This window comes from Citrobacter sp. B72, from assembly GCF_016894305.1.
GTDB classification, from domain to species: Bacteria; Pseudomonadota; Gammaproteobacteria; order Enterobacterales; family Enterobacteriaceae; genus Citrobacter; species Citrobacter portucalensis.
Window position 1 is genome coordinate 1,147,252 of the sequence record NZ_CP069801.1, and the last position, 25,774, is coordinate 1,173,025.

Annotated in this window: 27 protein-coding genes and 2 pseudogenes; 8 read left to right on the forward strand and 21 right to left on the reverse strand. The window is 53.2% G+C overall.

Annotated elements, in window-relative coordinates; translation table 11 throughout:
• Positions 1–11 precede the first annotated feature (11 nt).
• From nrdF to JQN59_RS05490, 7 genes and pseudogenes are all read right to left on the reverse strand, one after another.
• Entirely contained in the window at positions 12–971 is a 960-nt protein-coding gene (nrdF, locus tag JQN59_RS05460; RefSeq protein ID WP_079938780.1) for a class 1b ribonucleoside-diphosphate reductase subunit beta, read from the reverse strand.
• A gap of 10 nt (positions 972–981) precedes the next feature.
• Positions 982–2,328, reverse strand: a pseudogene (gene nrdE / locus JQN59_RS05465) (class 1b ribonucleoside-diphosphate reductase subunit alpha); the annotation flags it as partial.
• A gap of 255 nt (positions 2,329–2,583) precedes the next feature.
• A complete protein-coding gene (locus JQN59_RS05470; protein ID WP_000427623.1) occupies positions 2,584–3,588 on the reverse strand; it encodes an IS110-like element IS4321 family transposase in 1,005 nt (334 codons plus the stop codon).
• Positions 3,589–3,655: 67 nt separating this feature from the next.
• A pseudogene (locus JQN59_RS05475) lies at positions 3,656–4,453 on the reverse strand (ribonucleotide reductase N-terminal alpha domain-containing protein); the annotation flags it as partial.
• On the reverse strand, positions 4,426–4,836 hold the full coding sequence (gene nrdI / locus JQN59_RS05480) for a class Ib ribonucleoside-diphosphate reductase assembly flavoprotein NrdI (protein WP_048215701.1): 411 nt from the start codon (positions 4,834–4,836) through the stop codon (positions 4,426–4,428). The gene nrdI and the pseudogene JQN59_RS05475, both read right to left, overlap by 28 nt.
• Complete coding sequence (gene nrdH, locus JQN59_RS05485) at positions 4,833–5,078, reverse strand: glutaredoxin-like protein NrdH (protein ID WP_032944700.1); 246 nt, start codon at positions 5,076–5,078, stop codon at positions 4,833–4,835. The genes nrdI and nrdH overlap by 4 nt, the downstream gene beginning before the upstream one ends.
• Positions 5,079–5,359: 281 nt before the next feature.
• A complete protein-coding gene (locus JQN59_RS05490; protein ID WP_149608172.1) occupies positions 5,360–5,791 on the reverse strand; it encodes a carboxymuconolactone decarboxylase family protein in 432 nt (143 codons plus the stop codon).
• A 90-nt stretch (positions 5,792–5,881) separates the two neighbouring features.
• Between JQN59_RS05490 and pdxR the strand changes: the two genes are divergently transcribed.
• Both pdxR and JQN59_RS05500 read left to right on the forward strand, forming a co-directional pair.
• The gene (pdxR, locus tag JQN59_RS05495) at positions 5,882–7,216 is read left to right on the forward strand and encodes a MocR-like pyridoxine biosynthesis transcription factor PdxR (RefSeq protein WP_048215702.1); all 1,335 of its coding nucleotides are present in this window, start codon (positions 5,882–5,884) and stop codon (positions 7,214–7,216) included.
• A 123-nt stretch (positions 7,217–7,339) separates the two neighbouring features.
• A complete protein-coding gene (locus tag JQN59_RS05500) occupies positions 7,340–7,690 on the forward strand; it encodes a DUF2002 family protein (RefSeq protein WP_003037262.1) in 351 nt (116 codons plus the stop codon).
• 36 nt (positions 7,691–7,726) lie between these two features.
• On the opposite strand, the gene alaE is transcribed toward JQN59_RS05500, so the two are convergent.
• Positions 7,727–8,176: an L-alanine exporter AlaE gene (alaE, locus tag JQN59_RS05505; RefSeq protein WP_003037259.1), complete on the reverse strand. Its 450-nt coding sequence runs from the start codon at positions 8,174–8,176 to the stop codon at positions 7,727–7,729.
• A gap of 557 nt (positions 8,177–8,733) precedes the next feature.
• Between alaE and stpA the strand changes: the two genes are divergently transcribed.
• A complete protein-coding gene (gene stpA, locus JQN59_RS05510; RefSeq protein WP_149608171.1) occupies positions 8,734–9,135 on the forward strand; it encodes a DNA-binding protein StpA in 402 nt (133 codons plus the stop codon).
• Between the two features lie 36 nt (positions 9,136–9,171).
• On the opposite strand, the gene JQN59_RS05515 is transcribed toward stpA, so the two are convergent.
• From JQN59_RS05515 to JQN59_RS05525, 3 genes are all read right to left on the reverse strand, one after another.
• Positions 9,172–9,351: a hypothetical protein gene (locus JQN59_RS05515; protein WP_003825999.1), complete on the reverse strand. Its 180-nt coding sequence runs from the start codon at positions 9,349–9,351 to the stop codon at positions 9,172–9,174.
• Positions 9,352–9,441: 90 nt separating this feature from the next.
• A complete protein-coding gene (locus tag JQN59_RS05520) occupies positions 9,442–9,969 on the reverse strand; it encodes a rhodanese family protein (RefSeq protein ID WP_048225225.1) in 528 nt (175 codons plus the stop codon).
• A 9-nt stretch (positions 9,970–9,978) separates the two neighbouring features.
• A complete protein-coding gene (locus JQN59_RS05525) occupies positions 9,979–10,278 on the reverse strand; it encodes an ArsR/SmtB family transcription factor (protein ID WP_003037247.1) in 300 nt (99 codons plus the stop codon).
• A gap of 183 nt (positions 10,279–10,461) precedes the next feature.
• Between JQN59_RS05525 and JQN59_RS05530 the strand changes: the two genes are divergently transcribed.
• Positions 10,462–10,620: a YqaE/Pmp3 family membrane protein gene (locus JQN59_RS05530; RefSeq protein WP_003037242.1), complete on the forward strand. Its 159-nt coding sequence runs from the start codon at positions 10,462–10,464 to the stop codon at positions 10,618–10,620.
• Positions 10,621–10,715: 95 nt separating this feature from the next.
• Positions 10,716–11,165 carry a peptidoglycan-binding protein LysM gene (gene lysM / locus JQN59_RS05535; RefSeq protein ID WP_048215704.1) on the forward strand — a complete coding sequence of 150 codons (450 nt, stop codon included), beginning with the start codon at positions 10,716–10,718 and terminating at the stop codon, positions 11,163–11,165.
• 12 nt (positions 11,166–11,177) lie between these two features.
• On the opposite strand, the gene csiR is transcribed toward lysM, so the two are convergent.
• From csiR to JQN59_RS05570, 7 genes are all read right to left on the reverse strand, one after another.
• Positions 11,178–11,864 (reverse strand): DNA-binding transcriptional regulator CsiR, encoded by a 687-nt coding sequence (csiR, locus tag JQN59_RS05540; protein ID WP_149608170.1) that lies wholly within the window; start codon positions 11,862–11,864, stop codon positions 11,178–11,180.
• 45 nt (positions 11,865–11,909) lie between these two features.
• Positions 11,910–13,310: a GABA permease gene (gene gabP, locus JQN59_RS05545; RefSeq protein WP_032944690.1), complete on the reverse strand. Its 1,401-nt coding sequence runs from the start codon at positions 13,308–13,310 to the stop codon at positions 11,910–11,912.
• A 147-nt stretch (positions 13,311–13,457) separates the two neighbouring features.
• Positions 13,458–14,741 carry a 4-aminobutyrate--2-oxoglutarate transaminase gene (gene gabT, locus JQN59_RS05550; RefSeq protein ID WP_008785600.1) on the reverse strand — a complete coding sequence of 428 codons (1,284 nt, stop codon included), beginning with the start codon at positions 14,739–14,741 and terminating at the stop codon, positions 13,458–13,460.
• 25 nt (positions 14,742–14,766) lie between these two features.
• Positions 14,767–16,215, reverse strand: coding sequence for an NADP-dependent succinate-semialdehyde dehydrogenase (gabD, locus tag JQN59_RS05555; protein WP_032944689.1), 1,449 nt, complete (start codon positions 16,213–16,215; stop codon positions 14,767–14,769).
• A 23-nt stretch (positions 16,216–16,238) separates the two neighbouring features.
• Positions 16,239–17,507 carry an L-2-hydroxyglutarate oxidase gene (lhgO, locus tag JQN59_RS05560; RefSeq protein WP_032944687.1) on the reverse strand — a complete coding sequence of 423 codons (1,269 nt, stop codon included), beginning with the start codon at positions 17,505–17,507 and terminating at the stop codon, positions 16,239–16,241.
• Positions 17,508–17,524: 17 nt separating this feature from the next.
• Positions 17,525–18,502 carry a glutarate dioxygenase GlaH gene (gene glaH / locus JQN59_RS05565; RefSeq protein WP_103014804.1) on the reverse strand — a complete coding sequence of 326 codons (978 nt, stop codon included), beginning with the start codon at positions 18,500–18,502 and terminating at the stop codon, positions 17,525–17,527.
• A gap of 248 nt (positions 18,503–18,750) precedes the next feature.
• Positions 18,751–19,353 (reverse strand): short chain dehydrogenase, encoded by a 603-nt coding sequence (locus JQN59_RS05570; protein WP_048215708.1) that lies wholly within the window; start codon positions 19,351–19,353, stop codon positions 18,751–18,753.
• Between the two features lie 98 nt (positions 19,354–19,451).
• On the opposite strand from JQN59_RS05570, the gene JQN59_RS05575 reads away from it, so the two are divergent.
• On the forward strand, positions 19,452–20,348 hold the full coding sequence (locus JQN59_RS05575) for a LysR family transcriptional regulator (protein ID WP_149608169.1): 897 nt from the start codon (positions 19,452–19,454) through the stop codon (positions 20,346–20,348).
• A 91-nt stretch (positions 20,349–20,439) separates the two neighbouring features.
• On the opposite strand, the gene JQN59_RS05580 is transcribed toward JQN59_RS05575, so the two are convergent.
• Genes JQN59_RS05580 through JQN59_RS05590 form a run of 3 tightly spaced genes read right to left on the reverse strand, consistent with a single transcriptional unit; the run spans position 20,440 to position 23,391 of the window.
• Positions 20,440–21,954 carry a tripartite tricarboxylate transporter permease gene (locus JQN59_RS05580; protein ID WP_003846009.1) on the reverse strand — a complete coding sequence of 505 codons (1,515 nt, stop codon included), beginning with the start codon at positions 21,952–21,954 and terminating at the stop codon, positions 20,440–20,442.
• 10 nt (positions 21,955–21,964) lie between these two features.
• Entirely contained in the window at positions 21,965–22,399 is a 435-nt protein-coding gene (locus JQN59_RS05585) for a tripartite tricarboxylate transporter TctB family protein (RefSeq protein WP_008321484.1), read from the reverse strand.
• Between the two features lie 14 nt (positions 22,400–22,413).
• Positions 22,414–23,391 (reverse strand): Bug family tripartite tricarboxylate transporter substrate binding protein, encoded by a 978-nt coding sequence (locus JQN59_RS05590; RefSeq protein ID WP_048215710.1) that lies wholly within the window; start codon positions 23,389–23,391, stop codon positions 22,414–22,416.
• 153 nt (positions 23,392–23,544) lie between these two features.
• Here JQN59_RS05590 and tctD point away from each other — a divergent pair, with 153 nt between their 5' ends.
• On the forward strand, positions 23,545–24,219 hold the full coding sequence (gene tctD, locus JQN59_RS05595; protein WP_149608168.1) for a transcriptional regulator TctD: 675 nt from the start codon (positions 23,545–23,547) through the stop codon (positions 24,217–24,219).
• Positions 24,206–25,618 carry a sensor histidine kinase gene (locus JQN59_RS05600; protein ID WP_149608167.1) on the forward strand — a complete coding sequence of 471 codons (1,413 nt, stop codon included), beginning with the start codon at positions 24,206–24,208 and terminating at the stop codon, positions 25,616–25,618. The genes tctD and JQN59_RS05600 overlap by 14 nt, the downstream gene beginning before the upstream one ends.
• The last annotated feature ends 156 nt before the right edge of the window (positions 25,619–25,774 follow it).

Here is a 25,774-nt window from a genome sequence, read left to right on the forward strand (position 1 = left end):
GAAAATGAGTGCTAGAAATTCCAGTCGTCATCTTCGGTTTCGACCGCTTTTCCCATCACATAAGATGAACCGGAACCCGAGAAGAAATCGTGGTTTTCGTCAGCGTTGGGCGACAGCGCGGCAAGAATTGCCGGGTTAACCTCCGCCATTTCAGGCGGGAATAGCGCCTCATATCCCAAATTCATTAATGCCTTATTGGCGTTGTAACAAAGGAAGGCCTTGACGTCATCCACCCAGCCGGTTTCTGCATACAACTCTTCCGTATAACGCGCTTCGTTATCATACAATTCCATCAGCAGGTCAAAGGCAAAATTCTTTAACTCCTCGCGAGCTGATTCGGAAATATGCTCCAGACCTTTTTGATATTTATAACCAATGTAATACCCATGAACCGCTTCATCACGAATGATCAGACGAATGAGATCGGCGGTATTGGTCAGTTTACCGCGGCTGGAGAAATACATCGGTAACCAGAAGCCAGAATAGAAGAGGAAGGATTCCAGAAACACGCTGGCTATTTTTTTCTTCAACGGTTCGTCGCTGGCGTAATGTGCCAAAACGATCTGCGCTTTGCGCTGGAGTGAGGTATTTTCTTCACTCCAGGCGTAGGCTGCATCCACGTCTTTGGTCTGGCAAAGGGTGGAGAATATTGAGCTGTATGAACGGGCGTGCACCGCCTCCATAAAGCTGATATTCGACAGCACCGCCTCTTCATGCGGCGTTAACGAATCAGCCATTAACGCTGGTGCTCCGGCAACATTCTGAATGGTGTCGAGCAGCGTCAGCCCGGTAAAAACTCGGATAGTTAACTGCTGTTCGGCAGTGTTCAACGTTTGCCAGGCCGGAATGTCATTGGAGAGCGGGACCTTTTCCGGGAGCCAGAAGTTACTGGTCAGACGGTTCCATACCTCAAGATCTTTATCATCTTCAATCTTGTTCCAGTTGATGGCGCTCACGCGGGATAATGTCATTTTCTCCTCCTTACAGCGCGCATGACACGCAGCCTTCGATTTCGGTGCCTTCCAGCGCCAGCTGGCGTAGACGGATGTAGTACAGGGATTTGATGCCCTTACGCCAGGCGTAAATCTGCGCTTTATTGATATCGCGCGTGGTGGCGGTATCGGGGAAAAAGAGCGTCAGTGAAAGCCCCTGATCGACATGGCGCGTTGCTTCTGCGTAGGTATCAATGATTTTTTGTGGACCGATCTCGTAGGCATCCTGATACAAGGCCAGATTCTCATTGGTCATAAACGGGGCAGGGTAGTAAACGCGCCCGGTTTTGCCCTCTTTGCGAATCTCCACTTTCGACACGATCGGGTGAATGCTTGACGTGGCATGATTGATGTAAGAGATAGAACCGGTGGGGGGAACCGCCTGTAAATTCTGGTTATAAATGCCGTAGTGCATCACATCTTCACGCAGCTGTGACCACATCTCGCGCGTCGGCAGCGTAATGCCGCTGGCGGCAAACAGCGCGCGAACTTTGTCGGTTTTTGGCTGCCAGTCACCCTGCAGATACTGGCTAAAATACTCGCCGCTGGCGTAGCGAGACTGTTTGAATCCGGCAAAGGTTTGACCGCGCTCGCGGGCGATCTTCATTGACGTATTCAGCGCATGCCAGGTGATGGTGTAAAAGTAGATATTGGTGAAATCCAGCCCTTCCGGCGAACCGTAGGCGATCCCTTCCCGCGCCAGATACCCGTGCAGATTCATCTGCCCAAGACCAATCGCGTGTGATGCGCTGTTTCCGGCTGCAATCGAGGGCACGCTGCGGATATGGCTCATGTCCGAAACGGCGGTTAAGCCACGAACCGCCGTTTCCACGGTACGACCAAAGTCGGGTGAATCCATAGTATGGGCAATGTTCAACGAGCCGAGATTGCAGGAAATATCGTGCCCGGTCTGCGCGTAATTGAGATTTTCATCGTAGGTGGAGGCACTGTTAACCTGCAAAATCTCCGAGCACAGGTTGCTCATATTGATCCGACCGGCAATCGGATTGGCGCGATTCACCGTATCTTCAAACATGATATAAGGATAGCCAGACTCAAACTGGATCTCGGCCAGCCGCTGGAAGAAATCGCGGGCGTTAATGTATTTTTTACGCACACGTTCGTCGGCAAGCAGTTCGTCATAGCGTTCACTGACGGCGATATCGCCGAACGGTTTGCCGTGAATCCGTTCCACGTCATAGGGTGAGAACAGCGCCATTCGGGCATTTTCTTTCGCCAGTTGAAAGGTGATATCCGGGATCACCACGCCAAGCGACAGGGTTTTGATGCGGATTTTCTCGTCGGCGTTTTCACGTTTGGTATCCAGAAAACGTAATCTATGGTCACTCCCGTTTTTGCAACACCGATTTTGACGACAAGTTGGCTTGCTTGAATCTATCCGGCGTCTGAATGGGATTTTATTCCCGCGCCTTGATGAGTTCCGCGCCTGATGAACCTCCAGAAAATATACGGCTTCAATGAGCCTTTCCGTTTTACAGGTTCCTCAACAGGCCGGTGGGCCGTTAGTATCATCAATATCAGTATTCGCAAAACCAGATCAGTAATTCTTTAAACCGGTGTATTTCTGCCGTTATGCTACATAAGTTTGCTGTCGTGCCGTTAGGGCCCAGGCTATTCTGGCCAGCTTGTTTGCCAGAGCACAAGTGACGACAAAGTTGCTTTTCCGGCACAGTAAATCCCTGACCCAATCGGCCAATTTGCCAGACTGGTGTTCCAGTTTTTGTATGAATACCCTGGCACATTGAACCAACAAAGTTCGGATCTTTTTATTACCTCGCTTACTAATTCCCAGCAATGTCGTCCTACCTCCCGTGCTGTACTGCCGAGGTACAAGCCCTGTTGCCGCCGCAAAGTCACGGCTGCTGGCGTACTGCTTCCCGTCGCCAATCTCAGTTGAAATAGTACTCGCTGTCAGTGTTCCGACGCAGGGAATGCTCAGCAAGCGCTGTCCAACCTCATCTTCGTCCAACTTTCGTTTCAACTGGGATTCCAAATCTTTAATCTGCTCAACAAGATAGTGATAATGCTGTTGTAATTTCAGCAATAACTGGCTGAGGTAAAGAGGCAAACTATTATCCTCAAGAATGGTACTCAGTCGGCTAATAACGGCAGCTCCTCGGGGAACGCTAATGCCAAATTCCAGCAGAAAAGCATGCATTTGATTGGTTGTTTTTACCTTATCCTGAACCAGGGATTCACGGACACGATGCAGAGCCCGCATTGCCTGCTGAGATTCCGTTCTGGGCTGCACAAAACGCATAGACGGACGCGATGCAGCTTCACAAATAGCTTCGGCGTCGACAAAGTCGTTTTTATTGCTTTTAACGAACGGGCGGACAAATTGTGGTGATATCAGCTTTGGGGAATGCCCCAACTCTTCCAACTTGCGTGCCATAAAGTGAGAACCGCCACAGGCTTCCATTGCGATGGTTGTAGCGGGGCATGTCGCCAAAAATTCGATCAACTTTGGCCGGGTAAATTTTTTACGGTAAACAGCCTTCCCGCGACGATCCTGGCAATGAATATGGAAAGAGTTTTTACCCAGATCGATACCAATGAGCGCAATGTTTTCCATGATAGTTCTCCGAATGAAAGCCTGTCCTCAGCATAGTACCGGGAAGGAGGGAGTGACCATCTCATTAAATATCCGGATGGTGTGCGTGCAGGTACACTGCGCCCGCACCCTGACGCGCGCCGAGTTGATTGGCATAAGAAAACGCATCTTCCAGCATTTTCATTACCGGGATTACGCCGGAGGACTGATTCTCAATACGTTTAATCGGCGCACCTGCTTCGCGCAGGTTGGAGAGCAAAAATGCCACGCCGCCGCCGCGTTTGGAGAGCTGAAGTGCGGAGTTGACCGCCCGACCAATAGACTCCATGTTGTCTTCAATGCGTAACAGGAAGCAGGAGACCAGCTCACCGCGTTGCTGTTTGCCGCAGTTTAAAAAGGTTGGTGTGGCGGGCTGAAAGCGCCCGGAGAGCATTTCATCGGTCAGCTGCATCGCGAGCGTTTCATCTCCCTGCGCCAGCGTGAGCGCCACCATCGTGACCCGATCCTCAAAGTCTTCGAGATAGCGCTTACCGTCGAACGTTTTCAGCGTATAGCTGGTGTAGAACTTCCATGCGCCGAGGAACGTCTGGAAACGGAATCCGCTGGCGTGGGCGTGGTCGAATAGCTTCAGCACGAACCCGCGATCGTAGCGGGCTAACACGCTGGCATCGTAATAGCCTTCATCCACCAACGTTTCCAGGCGCTCCAGCTGGCTGGCAAACGCCACCGAGTTTGGGCGGACGTGGGCGGCAAAGAAAGCCTCCACCGCCTGATGGTCTTTGTCGAACTGAATGCGCCCGGCTTTATCGTACAGATTCAGCATGGCGTTCAGGGCGTGATAATCCAGCGTTGGCTGCATTACACGTTCTGCGGTTGTCGTTGCCAAAATTCGCTCACTCCTTTTCGAACGTTGTCGATATCGCCTTGGGTGCCCATCAGCTCAAAGCGATAGAGCCACGGCACGCCGCATTTTTGTGAGATGACATCACCCGCGCGACCGTAGGCGTCACCGAAATTACGATTGCCGGAGGCGATCACCCCACGGATTAACGCCCGGTTGTGCGTATCGTTTAAAAAGCGGATCACCTGTCTTGGGACCGCGCCAGCAGTGCCGCCACCGCCGTAGGATGGCACGATTAATATGTAAGGTTCGTCTACCCGGATCCGCTCGCGTTCGTTAAGCGGAATGCGGATGGCTGGCAGCCCCAGACGCTGCATAAAGCGGTGCGTATTTTCGGAGCTGCTGGAGAAGTAGACGAGCTGACTCATGCGCTGGCCACACGGTGTTCCGGATGCAGACGGTTGATCATGTCCGGGCGAAACCCTGACCAACTGGTTTCACCCGCGACCACGACCGGTAGCTGGCGAAACCCTTGATCGCGCAGGCTATCAGCCAAATCGGGTTGTAAATCGACGTTTACCATCTCAAAGTCAAAACCACGGCTTTCCATTGCCCGTTTGGTGGCGTGGCACTGAACACAGTTATTGCGAGTGTAAATAATAATACTCATGATTCGTATTTCCATTTAAAAATAAAGGATCGGCGCGATAGAGGGCGTCGGGTTGTGTGTGTCCTGATAGGAAAGATACTAGATGTAGTTTTAAAAAGATTCAACCATACAAGATATGGGAATTTTAGATTGATAATGAGCAAGGTGATGAGCGTGGCGGGGGAAGGCTAACGGGTGGTTATAAATTGCCCGATGGCGTTAAGCTTATCGGGCCTACGGGCAACAGGAGAGCACAACGTAGGCCGGATAAGGCATTTATGCCGCCATCCGGCAGCGCAAAATCACATGCGCATCCCCACCGCCAGACGGTTAAAGCAGTTCATCAGACTAATGGCAAATGTCAGGTCGCTAATTTCTTTCGCGCTGAAGTGGTCTAGCAGCGGCAGATAAACGTCATCTTCGGCGTGAGTAGTGGCAATCTGGGTGACCGATTCGGCCCACGCCAGCGCCGCACGTTCCCGTTCGCTGAAGTGGTGACTCACCCGCCAGCCTGCCAGTGCGTCCAGTTTGGCCTGCGCAACACCGGATTTGCGCAGTGCTTTACTGTGCATTTCCAGACAAAAGGCGCAGCCGTTGATTTGCGAGACCCGCAGGTAAATCAGCTCCGTCAACGTAGGTTCCAGCGCGCAGTTTTCCAGCGCTTGGCTTGCCTGAACCAGAGCGTTATAGATTTCAGGACTGAGTTCGTAATAGGGCTGGCGTAACATTGTCATGGTATTTCTCCTCGTTTGGATGACCCGCAATGTAGCACTATAATGGACTGCAACAGAGAGCCATATTGTTGCCAAAAAAGCAGACCATAAATGCCACGTTATCAGCAAATCGCCCGTCAGTTAAAAAACGCAATTGAGAAAGGCGAACTCAAGCCTGGTACCAGATTGCCCTCCAGCCGGACCTGGGCCCAGGAGCTGGGAGTATCACGCTCGACGGTGGAAAATGCCTATGCCGAGCTGGTGGCGCAGGGCTGGCTCGCGCGGCGTGGACAGGCAGGGACGTTTGTCAGTGAGCAACTGCGACCAGAAAGGGCGCCTGCATCGCCTGCCATCTTCGCCGGAGAAAATCCCAGACCGCAACCTTTTCAGATGGGATTACCCGCACTCGATCTTTTTCCGCGTGAAGTCTGGGCACGGGTGATGGGACGGCGTTTACGCACCCAAACGCGTTTTGATCTGGCGGTGGGCGATGTATGTGGCGAACGGGTGTTACGCCAGGCAATTGTTGATTATCTGCGCGTTTCACGCAGCATTGAATGCCAGCCAGAGCAAATTTTTATCACTTCAGGCTATGCGGCATCAATGACGTTAATCCTGCGCGCTCTGGCGCATCCCGGTGAGGGAATGTGGGTCGAAGATCCCGGTTTTCCGCTGATCCGGCCCGTGGTGGCTCAGGAACGCATTGAGTTGATGCCGGTAGTGGTGGATGCCGATGGTCTGGATGTCAGCGCCGGGATCCGCGACTACCCGCAGGCGCGTTTTGTACTGCTCACTCCCGCTCATCAAAGCCCTCTGGGGGTAGCACTGTCTTTGGACCGTCGCCACCAGTTGCTGGAGTGGGCGACTCGTGCGCAGGCGTGGGTAATCGAAGATGACTATGACAGTGAATTTCGTTACCACGGTAAGCCGTTGCCGCCGCTAAAAAGTCTGGATGCGCCTCAGCGGGTGATTTATGCCGGAACGTTCAGCAAATCGATGTTTCCGGCTTTGCGTACGGCATGGCTGGTGGTGCCTCTGACCCAGGTTGAACGCTTTCGCCAACAAGCGGCGCTAACGGCCTGTAGCGTCCCGGTTCTATGGCAGCAAACGCTGGCGGATTTCATGCGAGACGGCCACTTCTGGCGACACTTAAAACGTATGCGACAGCATTATGCCGAACGACGACAATGGATGGAAAACGCCCTGACCGAACAAGGGTTTAGCGTCATTCCTCAGGAAGGTGGGATTCAACTGGTGATGAGTGTAGACGGAGATGATACTGCGCTGGTGCGCAAAGCGAATCAGGCCGGGTTAGCGGTTCAGGCGCTAAGCCGCTGGCGAATAACGTCAGAAGGAAAGGGGGGAATATTGCTGTCATTTACTAATATCAGTTCGGCGGAAATGGCGCAACAGGCGGCCTACCAACTGAGGTTGGCGCTGACATAAATCTGTACGTTACTTAAGATATTCGTCTCATCGTGTTCACTCGTTTATGGACTTTTCTGAAAGCGTTGCTAATGCTGAATCAGGTAAGGTAAGCCCGCAGTAAAAGATAACGAGGAAAATAATATGTATTTACGACCTGATGAGGTGGCGCGCGTACTTGAAAAAGTGGGCTTTACCGTTGATGTAGTGACGCAGAAAACGTACGGCTATCGGCGTGGCGAAAATTATGTGTATGTTAATCGTGAAGCTCGCATGGGGCGTACCGCATTAATTATCCATCCCACGTTGAAAGAGCGTAGCTCTTCGCTGGCGGAACCGGCAACGGATATTAAAACTTGCGATCATTACCAGCAATTCCCGCTGTATTTAGCAGGAGAGACTCATGAGCATTATGGTATTCCGCACGGCTTTAGCTCGCGTATTGCGCTTGAACGTTATCTGAGCGGGCTGTTTGGCGACGTTAATTCTAACTAATAACGCGACTGGCAGTGCCAGTCGCGAAGAAGCGTGTCAGGCTTTAGCCTGATGATAGCTGCTGACCTTAAACAAGCGGCGGCAATAATCAAGAAAGTAGCCATAGACAGCGCCCATCAGCATTGACACCACGATGTTCGAACTTACTGCAGCCGTAATCTGATGCCAGTCTGCGCCAACCGTCAGTAGAATAATCACATACACCGGCGACTGGAAGGTGACATAAGCCAGCACATCCGCCAGATTTTTTGCCCATCCTGCCTGCGTGGCTTTACGGGCCGCGCGCATGAACAAATCACGATACATGCCGTATGGCCACGCGATCAGTATGTTGACAGGGATAGCGACTAATCTGGAATACAGCGACTGTTCGAAGCTCATTCCAGAAAGGAATATTTCGATCAACATGTTCACGACAGAACAATAAACAACCATCGCGAACGTGTCTGCTACTGCATGACGCAAGCGTGACTGCGGAGAGAACATGTTAATGCTCCTTGTAAAAAGGGGAAAAAAGGTTTTGAATACCTTAACTGCTAGTGATTTGTCTTGCTGCTTTCGCGTTTTAATAGGATATCTGCCTGGATAATAACTGGCAACTAGCTGAAAATTTTTATTTATTGTCTTTTTGTCGATAAAATGCTCTGTAATGGTTTGTTTTTTGTTCGTTTTGGTGTTTTCGTTGCTGTGTTAATTAAAGTCTTTTTAGATCAAAGAGTTATTGTTGCTTGTTTTTCTGAATTTTTTGCGCTCCTTTTCTGAATGTTGACTGATGTGCAATAGGTATACTCGTTGGTTCCATGAGATGCCGTGGCTTGTTTCTTAAGTGACGCGCTGAGATACCTTGCAGGTATATTCAAAGCTGCAATCAGGGTAATAGAATATATTGTCTGGGCGATAGCAGAATGGATGCTATAAATATCAGAGTTGGCTATTTGTTTAATGATAAACGAATAAATTAGACTGGAAATATAATAATTGGTTGCATACAATATTTAGCGTAATACCGTTTTTATGTTTTACGTTAAAGAGGTTTTGTTAATATGAGTTCAATGTTAAAAAACTTAAATAATATCCGCTCGCTGCGTGCAATGGCTCGTGAATTTTCCGTTGATGTACTGGAAGATATGCTTGAAAAATTCAGGGTAGTGACCAAAGAACGGCGCGATGAAGAAGAACAGCTACAGCGCCAACGTGCAGAACAGCAGGCAAAAATTAATGCCTTGCTGGCGCAGATGCAGGCAGACGGGATCAGCCCCGAGGAGCTGCTGAACATAACACCTGCGACGACACGTTCAGTTAAAAAACGCCAACCGCGCCCGGCGAAATATCGTTTTATCGATCTCAATGGTGAAACGAAAACATGGACCGGACAAGGTCGCACACCGAAGCCAATTGCCCAGGCGCTGGCTGCCGGTAAATCTCTTGATGACTTTTTGATCTAATTGCGAAGGCGGTGAGGAGATCCTCACCGCTTATTTTCAGCAAACGCCGAAATCACCCTCTTCGGTATATCGCGTGACATCAGCTGCTTTCAGCGTGAATTTATCACCGCTTTCATTACTGGCTTGTACCGCCACAATTTGATCGTCATTGACTTCAACAACCTTCAGTTTTGGACCGCCCATACGCGGTTGAACCAGATCGCCAGGTTTAAACATATTGTTGCGCTCCTTTATTTATCATTTATCGCAGAACTCACCATAGATCACGTCAACCGGCGGGTACAGTGCTGTTTCAATGATTACCGCTTAATGAGTACGTCGGTTCCAGGGCATGATGTCCAGTAATCGCGCCATACCGCAAAAGCCAGTTACACCAGCGAGTATCAGCCCGGCGCCCACAAAACCGCTCAGCAGGAAGAAGGCGCTACTAACGCTATAGCCCAGAATAACGCCGAGTAGGGCAAGGCTGCCTGCGGCTATCTGCACCTGACGCATCAGCGGTAACGGTTGTGAACTGTCTTTCGCCACCGGCAACCCTGCGGCTTTCCAGCCGTCAATTCCACCTTCCAGCAACCAGACCTGCGCGGGTGCGGCGATGGCGCTTAGTTTTGTTGCTGCATTTTGTGTACGTTTGCCTGACTGGCAGTGAAAAATCACCTGCTCGGCGCGTAAATTCGCAGGCAGCGATCCCTGCTCAAGCGCGGGTAATGGCGCCAGATGTGCCTCAGGAATATGCTCGTGCAGATACTCGTCAGCATCGCGGATATCAATCAGTTTTGCACCCTGCGCGACCAGTGTCTGCGCCTCGTGTGGGGAAATCGTCCCAATAGTCATGATGGCTCCTTATGGGCAATACAGTGTTTTTAATGTGGCGATCAGAGAATTCACGGCCGCATTTTTAATGGAGTAGAGGATGCGCTGGGCATCGCGCTGGCTTTCTATCAGACCTTCTTCACGCATACGCGCCAGATGCTGGGAAGTGGCGGAAGGACTAAGGCCGGTAACACGGGCTAACTCACCCGCGCTGGTACCGGGTGAACCACAGAGCATGCACAAAATCAGCAACCGTTTCGGGTTACTCATCGCTTTGAGCAGGGCGGCAGCCTGTTCAGCGCTGGCCTGGAGTTGTTCAAGTTCAGTCATATGTATTTAAGTGTTGTCTAAATTAAGTGTATTCTAAAATAAACGGCCAACGTACGCCAGCGTAAAGAGCGTAAAGGAGGGTAAAACAGCAGGGCGAGACGGGAGGAGTTAGCTACACTGATTAATCTTAGAGATAAAATCTCTTTTTAAACAATGATTAATTTTTGCTTGTAGGGAGTGTGTATGGGTTTCTGGAGAATCGTTTTTACTATTATTCTGCCCCCGCTTGGCGTGCTGCTGGGGAAGGGATTCGGCTGGGCATTTATCCTCAATATCGTTCTGACGCTGCTGGGCTACATTCCTGGTTTGATCCATGCCTTCTGGATACAGACGCGTAATTAATTCCTTTCTACTACGGCGCTTCGGCGCCGTTTTCTTTGTGTCCCTTTCTCCTCTGCTACACTTTTGGGTGTTGATTGTTAATTACCGAGGTGGATATGGGACTCTTCAATTTCGTAAAAGATGCAGGTGAAAAACTGTGGGATGCGGTCACTGGAAACCATGACACAGCCGATCTGGCAAAAAGAGTGCAGGAACACCTGAACAAAACCGGCATCCCTGATGCGGATAAAGTGGACGTGCAAATTAATGAAGGCAAAGCCACTGTTTCTGGTGATGGATTAAGTCAGGAAGCGAAAGAAAAAATTCTGATCGCGATTGGTAATATCTCTGGTATCGCCAGCGTAGATGATCAGGTTAAAACTTCTGCACCCGCGAGCGAAAGCCAGTTTTATACCGTGAAATCAGGGGATACCCTGAGCGCTATTGCCAAACAGGTTTACGGTAATGCCAACCTGTATAACCAGATATTTGAAGCGAATAAACCAATGCTGAAAAGCCCGGATAAAATCTATCCTGGGCAGGTTTTACGTATTCCGGAACAGTAATATTATTCAGGCTTATTGCGTCAGCAATTTACCGCTCATAGCCTGTTGAATAATCGGAATCGGCGTCAGCAAGTGCTGGCGCATTAATTCGCTGGCGCGCGCGGCATCACGTGCCAGAATCACTTCGGTCAGCGTCTTGTGCTGATCGTGTTTGTCTTCCAGCATTTCAACCGACAGTACCGTTTTACGCAGCCAGATAAACCGGTAGCGCGCCGCCAGAGAAAACAGCCGTTCACGCATTTGCAGCAGATATTGTGAACCACAGCCGGCGACAATCGCCGAGTGAAACGCCTGATGGCGCTGATCCCACTCGTCGAGCATCTGTTCGCTGGCATCAATGGCTTCAAGCTTACTGAGCATATGCGCGCGCGCCAGAATTTCAGCTTCCCAGGCGTCGTCGCCGCGTTCAATGGCCAGCGCGACCAGCATGGCTTCCATATTGGCGCGGGCATCGAAAATATCGAGCAACTCCTGCTCTGACATCGGGGCGACACGATACCCTTTCTGATTAACCACAGTCACTAACCGCTCGGCAACTAACTGCGAAAGCGCTTCGCGCAGCGGTCCCACGCCTAGCTCATAGCGTGAGGTTAGCAGACTCATACGCAGTTTTTCATCAGGCTGATACACACCGCGGATGATGTCGTTCTTCAGCCAGCGGTATCCATCAATGGCCGTCGGTTGGGGACTGGCGGTCATGGTCATACTCCTGAAAGGATTTCCCGGCCTGCGCCGGGAACAGGTTTAATGCGTATTTTGCAATGGTGCTTTTTGCCACGATAGCAGTTTTTTCCAGCGTGACATAATGGGCACGGTGCAAATAATTCCTATGGCTAACAACCCGGTAGAGATAACTTCCAGCTGTTGGGCCGGGCGAAACAGCATGACCACCAACACAAAGATAATAAACGCGATGACCAGCCAGGTAAGCCACGGATAGAGCCACATTTTCAGTTTAATTTCACCGCCTCGCGCCAGCAGGATTTTGCGCATCCGCAGTTGAGAAACGGCAATGACCAGATACACCAGCAGCGCGATGGCACCGGAGCTGTCGATCAGGAATTTAAATACCTTGGCCGGGGCGTAATAGTTGACGATGACGGTGAGGAACGCAGCACCTGTCGACAGTAACACCGCCACATAAGGCGTTTTGCTGCGGTTCGTTTTACCCATAAAGGCGGGGGCATCGCCACGGCGGCTAAGGGAGTAGAGCATACGCGATGACGTATACAGTGCGGAGTTAAGACAGCTGGTCACTGACAGTAAAATGACGCAGTCCATGATCAATTTCGCGTGCGGGATATGCAGTAGCTCCAGCACCGAGCGATAAGAACCGACTTCTTTCAGGCCCGGCATGTTCCACGGGATCAGCGCCACCACCACAAAAATAGAGCACAGATAGAAGATAGAGATACGCCAGATAACCGAGTTGGTGGCGCGAACGATATGTTTATCCGGGGTATCGGATTCGGCGGCGGCGATGGTAACTATCTCTGCGCCCATAAAGGAGAACATGGTGATTAACATCGCGCTGATCACGGCGCCAAAACCGTTGGGCATAAAGCCGCCCTGATCCCACAGGCGTGAAACTCCGCTAACCTCGGCATAAGGGTAGAAACCGCTAATCGCCGCCGCACCGAGGGTAATAAACGCCAGAATGGCAACCACTTTGCACAGCGCCAGCCAGAACTCGAACTCACCGTAATTTTTGACGCTCAGCAAATTACTGCCGGTTAACGCCAGCGTGATAACCAGAGAAAACAGCCAGATAGGAATACCTGGTACCCAGGAGTGCAGAATGATGGCGGCGATATTCGCTTCCAGAGGGATAACTAACACCCAGAACCACCAGTACAGCCAGCCGATGGTATAACCTGCCCACGGGCCAATGGCCTTATCGGCGTAAGTGGAAAAAGAACCGGTATCCGGGGTGGCAACGGCCATTTCGGCCAGCATGCGCATAATCATCACCACCAGCAATCCGGCGAACAGATAGGCTAATAATACTGCGGGACCGGCTTCTGCAATCGCCACACTTGAACCGACGAACAGACTTGCGCCGATTACCCCGGCAATAGACAGCATGGTGACGTGGCGTGATTTCAGCCCGCCCCCTAAATCATGTGATTGTGACACTTGCCCCATCTTTAAACCTCGTTATTGTTATTGACGTCGCTTCCTGCACCTTACCCGTAGGCCCGGTAAGCGTAGCGCCACCGGGCATCACAACATTGCCGGATGGCAGCGCTTGCGCTTTATCCGGCCTACAATTTCCCGTTTTTATTCGGGGGTTTAACCTTGCTTTGCCTCGGCAAAACACTGGGCGATAATGTCCAGCCCCTGGCGGATTTGCGCATCTTCAATAGTCAGCGGGACAAGAATGCGCAGCACGTTGTAGTAAGGTCCGCAGGAGAGCAGGATCAGTCCTTTCTCGCGTGCACGCGCCACCACTTCCGCAGTCAGTTTGGCGTCTGGTTTCGTGTGGTCGCCGTTTTCGAACAGTTCGATAGCAATCATCGCGCCCAGCCCGCGTACGTCGCCAATCTCGCGATGGGTTTCCGCGATAGCCAGCAGGCCTTCGCGCAGGGTTTGTCCCAGCTCGTTGGCTTTTTGCAGCAGATTTTCCTGTTCAAAAATGTTCAGTACCGCCAGCGCGGCGGCGCAGGCAATTGGGTTACCGGCATAGGTACCGCCCAGACCGCCCGGTGGGATTGCGTCCATGACTTCGGCGCGTCCGGTCACGCCCGCCAGCGGGAAGCCGCCGGCGATGGATTTGGCGAAGGTGGTGAGATCGGGCGCAACGCCCATCTGCTCCATGGCAAACAGCGTACCGGTACGGCCCGCACCGCTCTGTACTTCATCGGCAATCAGCATGATCCCGTGTTCGTCACAAATGGCGCGCAGCCGTTGCATAAAGGAAGGAGAGGCTGCGTAAAAGCCACCTTCGCCCTGAACGGGTTCAATCACGATGGCGGCGACGTCTTCTGGCGCGGCATCGTTTTTGAAAATGCGGTGAATGCTGGCGATAGCATCATCTTCACTGATGCCGTGCAGAGGGCAAGGATAAAGCGCGCGATACACGTGGCCCGGCATCAGCCCCATTCCGGCGGAGTACGGATTGACTTTCCCGGTCAGTGACAGGGTGTAGTGGGTACGACCGTGGTAAGCGCCGCTAAAGGCGATAGTCCCCGTACGCTTGGTGGCGGCGCGGGCGATTTTCACCGCGTTTTCTACCGCTTCAGAACCGGTGGTCACCAGCAGGGTTTTCTTGGCGAAATCACCCGGCACTTTCTTATTCATGATTTCACACAGCTCCAGGTACGGCTCATAGGCCAGCACCTGGAAACAGGTATGGGACAGCTTTTTCAACTGCGCTTCTACCGCAGAGACGATCTGCGGATGCAGGTGACCGGTGTTCAGTACCGCAATACCGCCAGCAAAGTCGAGGAATTCCCGGCCTTCAACGTCCCAGACCCGACAGTTTTCTGCCCGCTCGGCAAAAATAGGGTGGATCTGTCCTACGCCACGGGGAACGGCGTTGCTGCGACGTTGCATAAGTTCTTTGTTGGTGCTCATCAGGTGTTCTCCAGTATTTGTTTTATTAAAGGCCGATGCACATATATTTGATTTCTAAGTAGTCTTCGATGCCGTATTTCGATCCTTCACGGCCAAGACCGGAGGCTTTTATCCCCCCAAACGGGGCGACTTCGTTGGAGATAATGCCGGTGTTAATCCCGACGATGCCGTACTCCAGCGCTTCGCCAACGCGGAAGACGCGGCTTAAATCACGGGCGTAGAAATAGGCGGCCAGACCAAACTCGGTGTCGTTGGCCTGAGCGATGACGTCAGCTTCGTCTTTAAAACGAAACAGCGGAGCCAGCGGGCCGAAGGTTTCCTCTTTGGCGACCTTCGCGTTATCAGGCACATCTACCAGAATGGTGGGCTGGAAGAAGTTACCGCCGAGCGCATGAGGTTTACCGCCCGCGATAATGCGTGCGCCTTTATCCAGAGCGTCGGCGATGTGTTCCTGCACTTTGGCAACCGCTTTCTCGTCGATCAGCGGTCCGGTGGTGACGTCAGGTTGCAGACCATCGCCGAGATGCAGCTTGCTCACCGCCTGCTGGAGTTTTTCAGCAAAGCGCTCATACACGCCGTCCTGCACGTACAGGCGGTTGGCGCAGACGCAGGTTTGACCAGCGTTACGGAACTTCGATGCCAGCGCGCCTTCCACAGCTTTATCAAGATCGGCATCGTCAAAGACGATAAACGGCGCATTGCCGCCCAGCTCCAGCGATACTTTTTTGATGTCTTTGGCGCACTGCTGCATTAACTGACGGCCGATTTCGGTCGAGCCGGTAAATGACAGCTTGCGTACCAGCGGGTTGCCTGTTAGCTCGTTGCCGACCGCGCTCGCAGAACCAGTCACCACGCTGAAAACGCCAGCCGGGATCCCGGCGCGATTAGCCAGTTCTGCCAGCGCCAGTGCGGAGTAGGGGGTTTGACTGGCGGGTTTAAGCACCATCGTACAGCCTGCTGCCAGCGCCGGACCGGCTTTACGGGTGATCATCGCTGAGGGGAAGTTCCACGGCGTAATCGCGGCGGTAACGCCGATCGGCTGCTTAATGACGATCAGGCGTTTATCAGCCTGATGGCCAGGGATCGTATCGCCATAGATGCGTTTGCCCTCTTCGGCAAACCACTCAATAAATGAGGCTGCATAGGTGATTTCGCCTTTGGCCTCCGCCAGCGGTTTACCCTGTTCCAGGGTCATCAAGCGGGCGAGATCGTCCTGATGCTCAATCATCAGGTTGAACCAGCGGCGCAGGATATTGGCTCGCTCTTTGGCGGTCAGCGCACGCCAGGCCGGCAGGGCGCGGTTAGCGGCGTTAATCGCTTCGCGGGTTTCATCTGCCCCCATTTTAGGTACGCTACCCAATTGCTGACCGTTGGCGGGATTGGTCACCGCGATGGTCTCGCCGCTGTTGGCGTCACGCCAGTTGCCGTCGATCAGTGCCTGCTGGCGAAATAAGGTTGGATCGTTAAGTTGCATGATTGCTTCCTGTCTTAATCGGTTTAACGGGTAAATGCGGCGTGTAATGTCTCCACGCTACGTGCCGCACGCAGCGTGCGTCCGGGGTTACTCTGGTTCTCCAGCAGCGCATGAACTTTGCTGACAATATGTGCGCCGATAGGGATTGCCGACGTTGCTGCCGGAGAAGGGGCGTTACAGGTGTGAATTGAGCGTGGCGTGGTGACAAACAGAAAATCGTCGATAAGCTTGCCATCAGGTGACACCGCCTGTGCCCGTACGCCCGCAGGCCACGGTTGCAGATCCTTAAGCGTCAGGCTCGGGCAGTACTTTTGTACCAGCCGCAGATAACCGCTTTTGCACAGCGAATTCTTCATTTCGCCAAGCCCTGAGCGCAGGTTGTTTTGCAGCACGCGGCGAATACCAGAAGAGCCGAGGATCTCCAGCGTATCGCTGAGCGAGAAGTCACGTTTACGATAGCCTTCACGTTTAAATGCCAGTACCGCGTTGGGGCCGACGGTGACGCTGCCGTCAATCATCCGGGTCAGATGAACGCCGAGAAACGGCATCGCCGGGTCGGGGATGGGGTAGATCAAATGGTTAACTATCTGATTATGTTCTGGCGCCAGGCGGAAATATTCGCCCCGGAACGGACAGATGATAAAGCCAGGTTCAACGCCGAGCATTTTTACCAGTCGGTCCGCCATCAGGCCAGAACAGCTAATCAGCGTCGCGCCTTCATATTCCTGGCCCTGACGGGTACGGACAATTACGCCCGCAGCATGCTCTTTCAGCGCGCTGACCTCGGCGTTGTAAATAATCTCACCGCCTTTAGCCTGGAAAATCTTCGCCATCGCGGCGGTGACTTCGCGGTAGCTGACAATCCCGCTCGACGGGACAAAAATGCCGCCCAGTCCGGTGATATTAGGTTCACGCTCGCGAAGTTCCTGCGCATTCAGCCATTCGCGCTCCAGACCGTTAGCGGCGGTGCGATCCCAAAGCGCGCGCATGCGCTCCATTTCCAGAGCGGAGGTGGCAACCAGCATTTTTCCGCAGACGTCGTAGCGGATGCCGTTTTGGTCGCAAAAGGCTTTTGTGGCGCGATTTCCGGCCAGGCAAAATTGTGCCTTCAGGCTGCCGGGGGTGTAATAGACCCCGGCATGAATGACGCCGCTGTTGTGGCCCGTCTGGTGGCAGGCCGGGCCGGACTCTTTTTCCAGTAGCGCGATTTTGGCGTCCGGATAGACATCAATCAGTTGCATGGCGGTCGACATGCCGATAATGCCGCCGCCAATAATCACAAAATCATACATCCGCTTTTCCTTCGCGCTTACTGATGGGTCTGGTAGTGGTTGGTCGCGTACGCAAAATAACCACGCTGGCGCATCAGTTCGCGGCGCAAGTCCGGATGCGAAGTGAAACGATCGCGCCCGTGCAGCCAGAACAGGTTGTTGATCAGCAGGAATTTACCTACTGAAACCGGAACGGAAATAATGTTCTTGCTGGTTTCCAGCGCATCGGACAGTTCGCTCAGCCAGACGCCTTCTTCATAGTCTTTTGGCTGGACGAACTGGTCGATGTAGCGCATTACCGGGCGGCCCTGCTGGTCAACGTCAAATACCGGATGGAACACTTCCTGACTGACGTTTTTGCTTGGCGGTGCGGCAAAGCGCATGGCGCGACGTGCCAGAGGATGGGTAAAGTACTGCTCCAGATGCTCCCAGTCGTCGAGGTGCAGCAGCAGCGAGTTACCGCCGGTCATGTTCTGCTCGTCGATCTTCATCATCAGCACGTAATCGGTGATTTCTTCGAGGTAGGTTCCGTCGTTGTGCAATTCCATCACTCGATGAGGCTGGCGCAGATAGCTGTCTGAGTTATCGACGTTTTTCACCACAAAACGTGCGTAATATTGACCGCTCATCGCATCAAAATTAGAGCGTCCGATGAGGTGCGCTACCGCCGTTGCCAGCTTGACCATCTCTTCCGCCTGCGCCACGTCGTCTACGCCAACGGCATTGATTAGCAGTGCGCCTTCGGCACGATCGAGCAGGGTTTTCAGCAGCAGGGGCTGTAACTGATTGCCGCACAGGTCGTCGAGGATCTTGCCCACTTTGAAGCGCAAGAAGGATTTGTATTCCAGAGCCTGAACCGGCCACTGTGCGACGGCCTGCAGAAATTGCTCAGTGGTCTCAGCAGAAAAAGTCAGCTCCAGCAGGCGTGGGGATTGGGCTGACGGTTTCAGCGTGAAACCGCTGTAGTGCTGGGCTGGATCTTCAGCGTTCGGTTTTACGGCAGTCAGTGCGTTCATCAAATCGTTCCTCTCAGTAGATTGTCAGGGAGATATGGCGCAGCTCGTTTCGTAGCCATAAATTAAAAATATCTACATTTTTGAAAAACGCGCACAGAATGAGCTTGTTTGTTTATTATTTGTGATCAAAAACAACAAATATTTAACATTATGAAGGGTGTGGGTTAATGCGAGGGAAAAGATAAAGTATTTTAAAACAGTGGGTTAATCACGCTGCCGTTGGTGATGTGTCAACGGCAGCGGCAAAGTCAGTAACCGACTTTATAAATACGCCCGGTTTGGATGCCTTCCACACTGCGGCGGTAGGCGTTGGCGACGGTGGTGGCGGGCACGCTTTCAAAGCCCGGGAAGAAACTGTCGTAAGCTTCGGCGGACTCACTCAGCACGGTCGGACTTATCAGGTTAATGCGTTGACCATGGCCTAGTTCACAGGCCGCGGCGCGAACAAACCCTTCCAGCCCGGCATTGATCGTTGCGGCGTTTGTCCCCTGGGCGATGGGCTCGTGGGCGATAATGCCGCTAATTAACGTTATCGATCCGCCATCATTCAGGAAATGCTGCCCGGTTAATGCCAGGCGTATCTGGCCTAATAGTTTATCCTGAAGCCCCTGATTAAAGTCCTGGTCGGTCATTGTCGACAGCGGCCCAAAGAACAGATTACCGGTGGCGGAAACGATCGCATCTACCCGACCGACTTTTTCAAACAAGGCCTTGACACTCTCCTGCGAGGTGATATCGACCTGGTAATCACCCTGAGTGCGACCCACGCGGACCACCTCATGTTTACGGCTCAATGCTTGCGTAACTGCGCGACCCACTGTACCACTGGCACCAATAATGACGATTTTCATAACCACCTCCGCAATAGTGTGAGCCGCTATTCTTTAATGAAAATGAAATCAGATAAACTGGCTAAAAGTTAGATGATTACTAACCAGGGGTTTGTAATATGGATAAACTGCGCGGCATGGAAACGTTTGTCGCCGTGGTGGAGAGTGGGAGCTTTACTTCTGCGGCGACGAGGCTCGAAATGTCTGCGGTGATGGTGGGAAAATATATCACCCAACTGGAAGCGCAGCTCGGCACGCGTTTGCTGGAGCGCAATACGCGCCGCCAGAGTCTGACCGATGCCGGACGCGTCTATTTTGAAGAAACCCGTCGCGTGCTGGAGCAGGTATCGATAGCCGAACGTTCGGTAGAGCGTCTGCGGCTGGCACCTGCGGGGACGCTGCGCATTAGCGCGCCCACTTCTTTTGGCGCTTGCGTGATCTCGCCGCTGGCCGCTGCGTTTTTACAGACCTGGCCAGAGGTGCGCATTGAACTGGATCTCACCAACCGGATGGTTGATCTGGTGAATGAAGGTGTTGATCTGGCGATCCGCATTGGCGATATCCATCAGACTGACGTGGTGGCGAAATACCTGTGTTCCTACCGTATGGCAATTTGTGCTTCGCCAGATTATCTTGCCCGTCATGGCACCCCCCGGACACCCGTGGATCTGGTGGATCATCTGTGCCTGTCCCATACCGTGTGGACGGCTCGCAACGAGTGGATACTGCCTGGCGTGACGGGGGAGGTCAGATGGAAGCGCGATGCGATCCTGCGCTGTAACGATGGTCATGGCCTGCGTATGGCAGCGGTAGCGGGGGCTGGGCTGTTATTGCAACCTGAGGTGCTGCTGGCGCAAGAACTGGCTACGGGGAAATTGATTCGGATCCTGGAAGGGTTTACGCCGCAGCCGCGGCCAATTCATTTGCTGTGGCGACAGGATTTGCGTCCTTTGCCTAAGCTGACACGGTTTGTTGAACATGTGCTGGAAGGAACGCAGGGGCTGCGCGGAAAATAAAAATGCCGGATGGCGTTGCACTTATCCGGCCTACAACCGAGCCAAATTGTAGGCCGGATAGGGCGCAATAGCGCCGCCATCCGGCATATTATTAACTGATATCCACCTGCGGTTTGCTGTTGCGTTTACGGATCATGCGCAGCACCGGCGGGACCACGATAACCAGTACCGCCATCACCAGCAGCACTTTCGCCACGCCGCTGGCCCACAGAATATCCATACTGCCGTTACTGATAGACAGCGCCCGGCGCAGGTTCTGCTCCAGCATTTCCCCGAGAACGAAGCCCAGAATCAATGGCGACATTGGGAAGTGCATTTTACGCAGGATGTAGCCCAGCACGCCGAGGGCGACCATCAATACCAAATCGAAGGTGGTGCTGTGAACGGCGTACACGCCAACCGCGGAAACTGCCGCGATAGCCGGTACCAAAAACCAAAGCGGGATGGTCAGCATGCGGGTAAACAGACCGATCAGCGGAATGTTCATCACCAGCAGCATTACGTTAGCAATTAGCAGCGCCGCAATCAGCCCCCAAACGATATCCGGCTGCTCGGTAAACATGGCTGGACCCGGGGTGATGTTGTACAGCGTCAGCGCGCCCATCATCACCGCCGTAGTACCGGAGCCCGGCACGCCGAGCGTCAGCATCGGAATAAAAGAGCCGCAGGCCGAGGCGTTATTGGCGGCTTCTGGCGCCGCTACGCCACGAATATCCCCCTTGCCAAAGCTGTCGCTGTTGCCGCTGAGCTTTTTCTCGGTCATGTAGGTGATGGCACTGGCAATGGTGGCGCCAGCGCCAGGCAGAACGCCGACGAAAAAGCCAATCACTGATGAACGCAGGGTGGCCCCTACGCACTGTGCACCTTCTTTGGCGTTGAACAACATGCGGCCCGTTTTACGCACCAGCGTCTGGCCACTGCTGGTATGTTCCAGCATTAACAATATTTCAGAGACAGAGAACAGCCCAATCACCACCACGATAAACTGCACACCGTCGGAGAGATGGACACTGTCAAAAGTAAAGCGATAAACCCCGGTGTTGGCGTCTACGCCGACGGTCGCAAGTCCGAGACCGATAAGCGCTGCCAGAAATGATTTCAGCGGGTTTTGCGCCATCATGCTGCCGAGACAGGCAATGGCGAAAACCATTAAGGCAAAGTATTCCGCCGGACCGAAGGCCAGCGACCATTGGGCTAACGCCGGGGCAAACAGAATGATGCCCCCGATGGCGATAAGCGAACCAAAGAAAGAGCTGACCGCCGAGATTGAGAGCGCGACGCCGCCGCGCCCTTGCTGCGCCATCGGGTAGCCATCCAGCGCGGTCATAATTGCTGCCGCATCGCCGGGCACGTTCAGCAGGATGGAGGAGATGCGCCCGCCATATTCACAGCCAATGTAGACCGTAGCCAGCAGGATCAGCGCGGATTCTGCGGGCAGATGCAGCGCAAAGGCCAACGGCAGCAGAATCGCCACGCCGTTGATCGGCCCAAGGCCAGGCAACAAACCCACAATGGTGCCGACAAAACAGCCTATCAAGGCGATGACCAGGTTTTCCGGCGTCATTGCCACCGCGAAACCCTGAGAAAGATAAATCCAGGTATCCATCGTTTCTCCGTTAACCCAGCCAGGCGCCGAGTGGTAAGGTGACGTCAAGCAGTCTGTCAAAGGCATACCACAGCAGAATGCCTAGCACCGCGCCGGAAATTCCTGCAGCCGGGATGGTTGCGCCGAACAGCATGCCAATCACCACGGTGAGAATGGCGGTGGCGATGGGAAAACCGAGCCACTCAAAACCCCAGGCGTACATCAACAGAACAATCACCATCGTCAGCAGCTTTTGCAGCACGTGGCGACGGGGCCAACTGATGGTGTCCGGATGGCGCAACAGCAGCGCCACGGCGCAGACCAGCATCAGACTGATAATGCCAAGCGGGAAGGGACGCGGGCCAACCGGCTCATAGCTGTATTCACTGCTGATTTGCCAGGCTACGAACAGCCCGGCTATGCAGAGCAACAGCCAGATACCTGCGAAAATACGATCGCTCATCATCTTTGCCTCTGCGTTTACTTCGCCAGACCGAAGGCTTTAGCCTGCTCACGATAATCCGTGACCTGCTTTTTCACGTAGTCGTCGAGCTGTTTGCCGCTCATGTTGAACTCAAACAGACCGCGTAGATCGCGCTGCTTTTTAAACTCATCGGTCTGCTGGAGTTTGTTAAAGGCATCAACCCACCACTGGTATTCGGCATCGCTGACTTTTGGTCCAACGTAGAAGCCACGAATGATCGGCCACACCAGGTCGTAACCCTGCTCTTTGGCGGTTGGCACATTGGCTAACTGACCCGGCAGGCGTTCTTCAGAGAACACCGCGAGCACGCGTATTTTGTCGCCGCTGAGGTAAGGCACCATCTCACTGAGATCGCCGGAAACCACCTGTACGTGATTTCCCATCAATGCGGTAACCGGTTCGCCACCGCCTTCAAAGGCCACGTAGCGCATCTTGTGCGGATCGACATTGGCTTTTTGCGCCAGCAGCGCCGACTTCATCCAGTCCTGGCTACCGATAGAGGCACCTGCGCCAATGACCACGCTGTTGGGATCTTTTTCCATTGCTGTCAGCAGATCTTTCAGCGTCTTCCACGGTGAGTCCTGGCGTACGGCAATCATGCCGTAGTCGGTGCCGACACTTGCCAGCCAGCGGACATCATCCACACCGTAGCGGCCAAATTTACCTTGTGACAGATTCAGCAAGGAGCCGCCGGAGAAGGCCACCACGGTGCCCGCTTCTGCCGGGCGTTGGGCAACAATCGCGTTATAGGCCACAGCGCCAACGCCGCCGGGCATGTAGGTTACGCGCATCGGTTTTTCGATAGCGCCGGTTTCCATCAAACTCACCTGAATCAGCTTACAGGTGAGATCGAAACCGCCGCCGGGTTTAGCAGGAGCGATACATTCAGTGCGCGACGGCGCTTGTTCCGCCAGTACAGAGGTACTCATCAATAAAATGCTTGCAGTAAGGGTACGAAATAACTGTTTTTTCATTGTTTATCCTCACACCGGAAAACCGGATTTTCAGGTACGGAAGAAGATTTTTGTGATTATGTGAGCCGATGTGTAGCAGTTCGGTTGCGTGATTGTTAAAACATTAACCTTTCAATTCCCTTTCAATGCGGCAGAAACTTTACAGGATGTGATATGCGTCTCTTATTAGCGGAAGATAACCGTGAGTTAGCTCACTGGCTGGAGAAAGCGCTAGTGCAAAACGGTTTTGCCGTTGACTGCGTGTTTGATGGCCTGGCAGCCGACCATCTTTTACATAGCGAAACGTATGCGCTGGCGGTGCTGGACATCAATATGCCGGGGCTGGATGGCCTGGAAGTCGTTCAGCGGCTGCGCAAGCGCGGGCAGATGCTTCCTGTCCTGCTGCTGACGGCGCGTAGCGCGGTGGCCGATAGGGTGAAAGGGTTGAACGTCGGAGCCGATGATTATCTGGCAAAGCCGTTTGAAATCGAGGAACTGGATGCCCGGCTGCGGGCCTTGCTGCGTCGCAGTGCGGGACAGGTGCAAGGCATACAGCAACTGGGGGAGCTGGCGTTTCACGATGAAGGCTATTTTCTGTTGCAGGGGCAGCCGTTGGCGCTCACGCCACGTGAACAGGCGCTGTTGACGGTGCTGATGTACCGTCGGTTACGGCCGGTTTCACGTCAGCAGTTGTTTGAGCAGGTCTTCAGCCTGAGTGATGAGGTTAGTCCCGAAAGCATTGAGCTGTATATCCATCGCTTACGTAAAAAGCTACAGGGAAGCGATGTGCGTATTGCTACGCTGCGTGGTCTGGGCTATGTGCTGGAGCGTAGCGATGAAGTGGGTTAAACCCCAATCGTTGTACCTGCAACTGCTGATGTTTCTGGGCCTGCCGCTAATGTTGCTGTGGGGACTATCGGCATTTAACAGCTATGTCAGTGCGCTACAAGCGGCGACCCAGGCGTATGACCGGACGCTGCTTTCATCCGCCAGGACCGTCTCCGAGCGGCTGGTGGTGCGCAATAAACAGCTGGAAGTGAACGTGCCATGGGTGGTGCTGGACAGCTTTGAACTGAATATGAACGACCGACTGTATTACAAAGTGGTTGATCCGGCGGGGAAGGTTATCTCGGGTTATGACGATTTACCGGCGATGCCGCCTGCTACCTCGCGCACGCGGTTTTATCCGGCGCTGGCATGGTTTTATCACACCGAATATCGCGGTGAGGCAATCCGCGTGGCACGTCTTCTGCAGCCCGTCAACGAAGGCGGCATTGTCGGCATGGCGGAGATTTATGTTGCTGAAACGCTGCAATCGCGGCGTTATCTGGCGCGACAGCTGCTGTTTTCCTCGTGGGTTTCGCAAGGGCTGCTGGTGCTACTGACTCTGGTGCTGGTTGGCTGGCTGCTGCGCCGGGTGCTACGCCCGATGCGCCAGCTGTCATCGCTGATGGTGCGTCGTGAGCCTGGCCTGCTGACGCCGCTGCCGGAGCTGCTGCCATGGTCGGAAACCCGTCTGCTGATTGTGGCTTTCAACCGTTATCTGGACCGACTTCGCGGTCTGATCTCTCGTCAGGAGCGCTTCAGCGCGGATGCTTCCCATCAGCTCAAAACGCCGTTGGCGGTACTGAAAACTCAGGCATCGGTGGCTCTCGCCAGCGTCGAACCGCGGCAATGGTATGAGAGTTTACAAGCCATGAGTAGCACGCTCGATAATACCATTCAACTGACGGAGAGGCTGTTGCAGCTGTCTGCGGTGAAGCGCAAGGAGCAGGGGGAAAGGCATTTCTCGCCGGTTAATCTGTATGAGGTGGTGCAAACCAGCTGTTTTACCCGACTGGCGCAGTCGCGTAGTAAAGGGATCGATCTGGGCTATGAGGGGGAACAGGACGCGGTGTGGGTCGAGGGAGATGAAGTGCTGCTCGGCGAGCTGTGTGGGAATCTGCTGGATAACGCACTGAAATACACGCCGTCGCAGGGGATGGTGACCGCCCGGCTGCAACGAGAAGGAGAGGCCGTGGTGCTGGTGGTCGAAGATAGTGGGCCGGGCATAGATGAGCAGATGGTTCATCAGGCCCTGCTACCGTTTCATCGTCTTGATAACGTAGGCAATGTCCCAGGCGCCGGGATCGGCCTGGCGCTGGTCAATGATATTGCTCGTCTGCATCGCACGCATCCTCAGCTAACGCGTAGTGAGACATTAGGTGGGCTGAGGGTTCGGGTACGCTTTTTAAGCGTTACCGTATGAGGTATTCATGATGATGATATTTGTTGTTTAATTATAATAAAAGGTAATTAATTGTATTATTAATATCATTTGAAATGTTGTCGTAAGGCAGCTGTTTTTATTTTAATTACTGTATTAAACAGCACCTCTAAGGTGATTCAACGTCACTGAAACAAT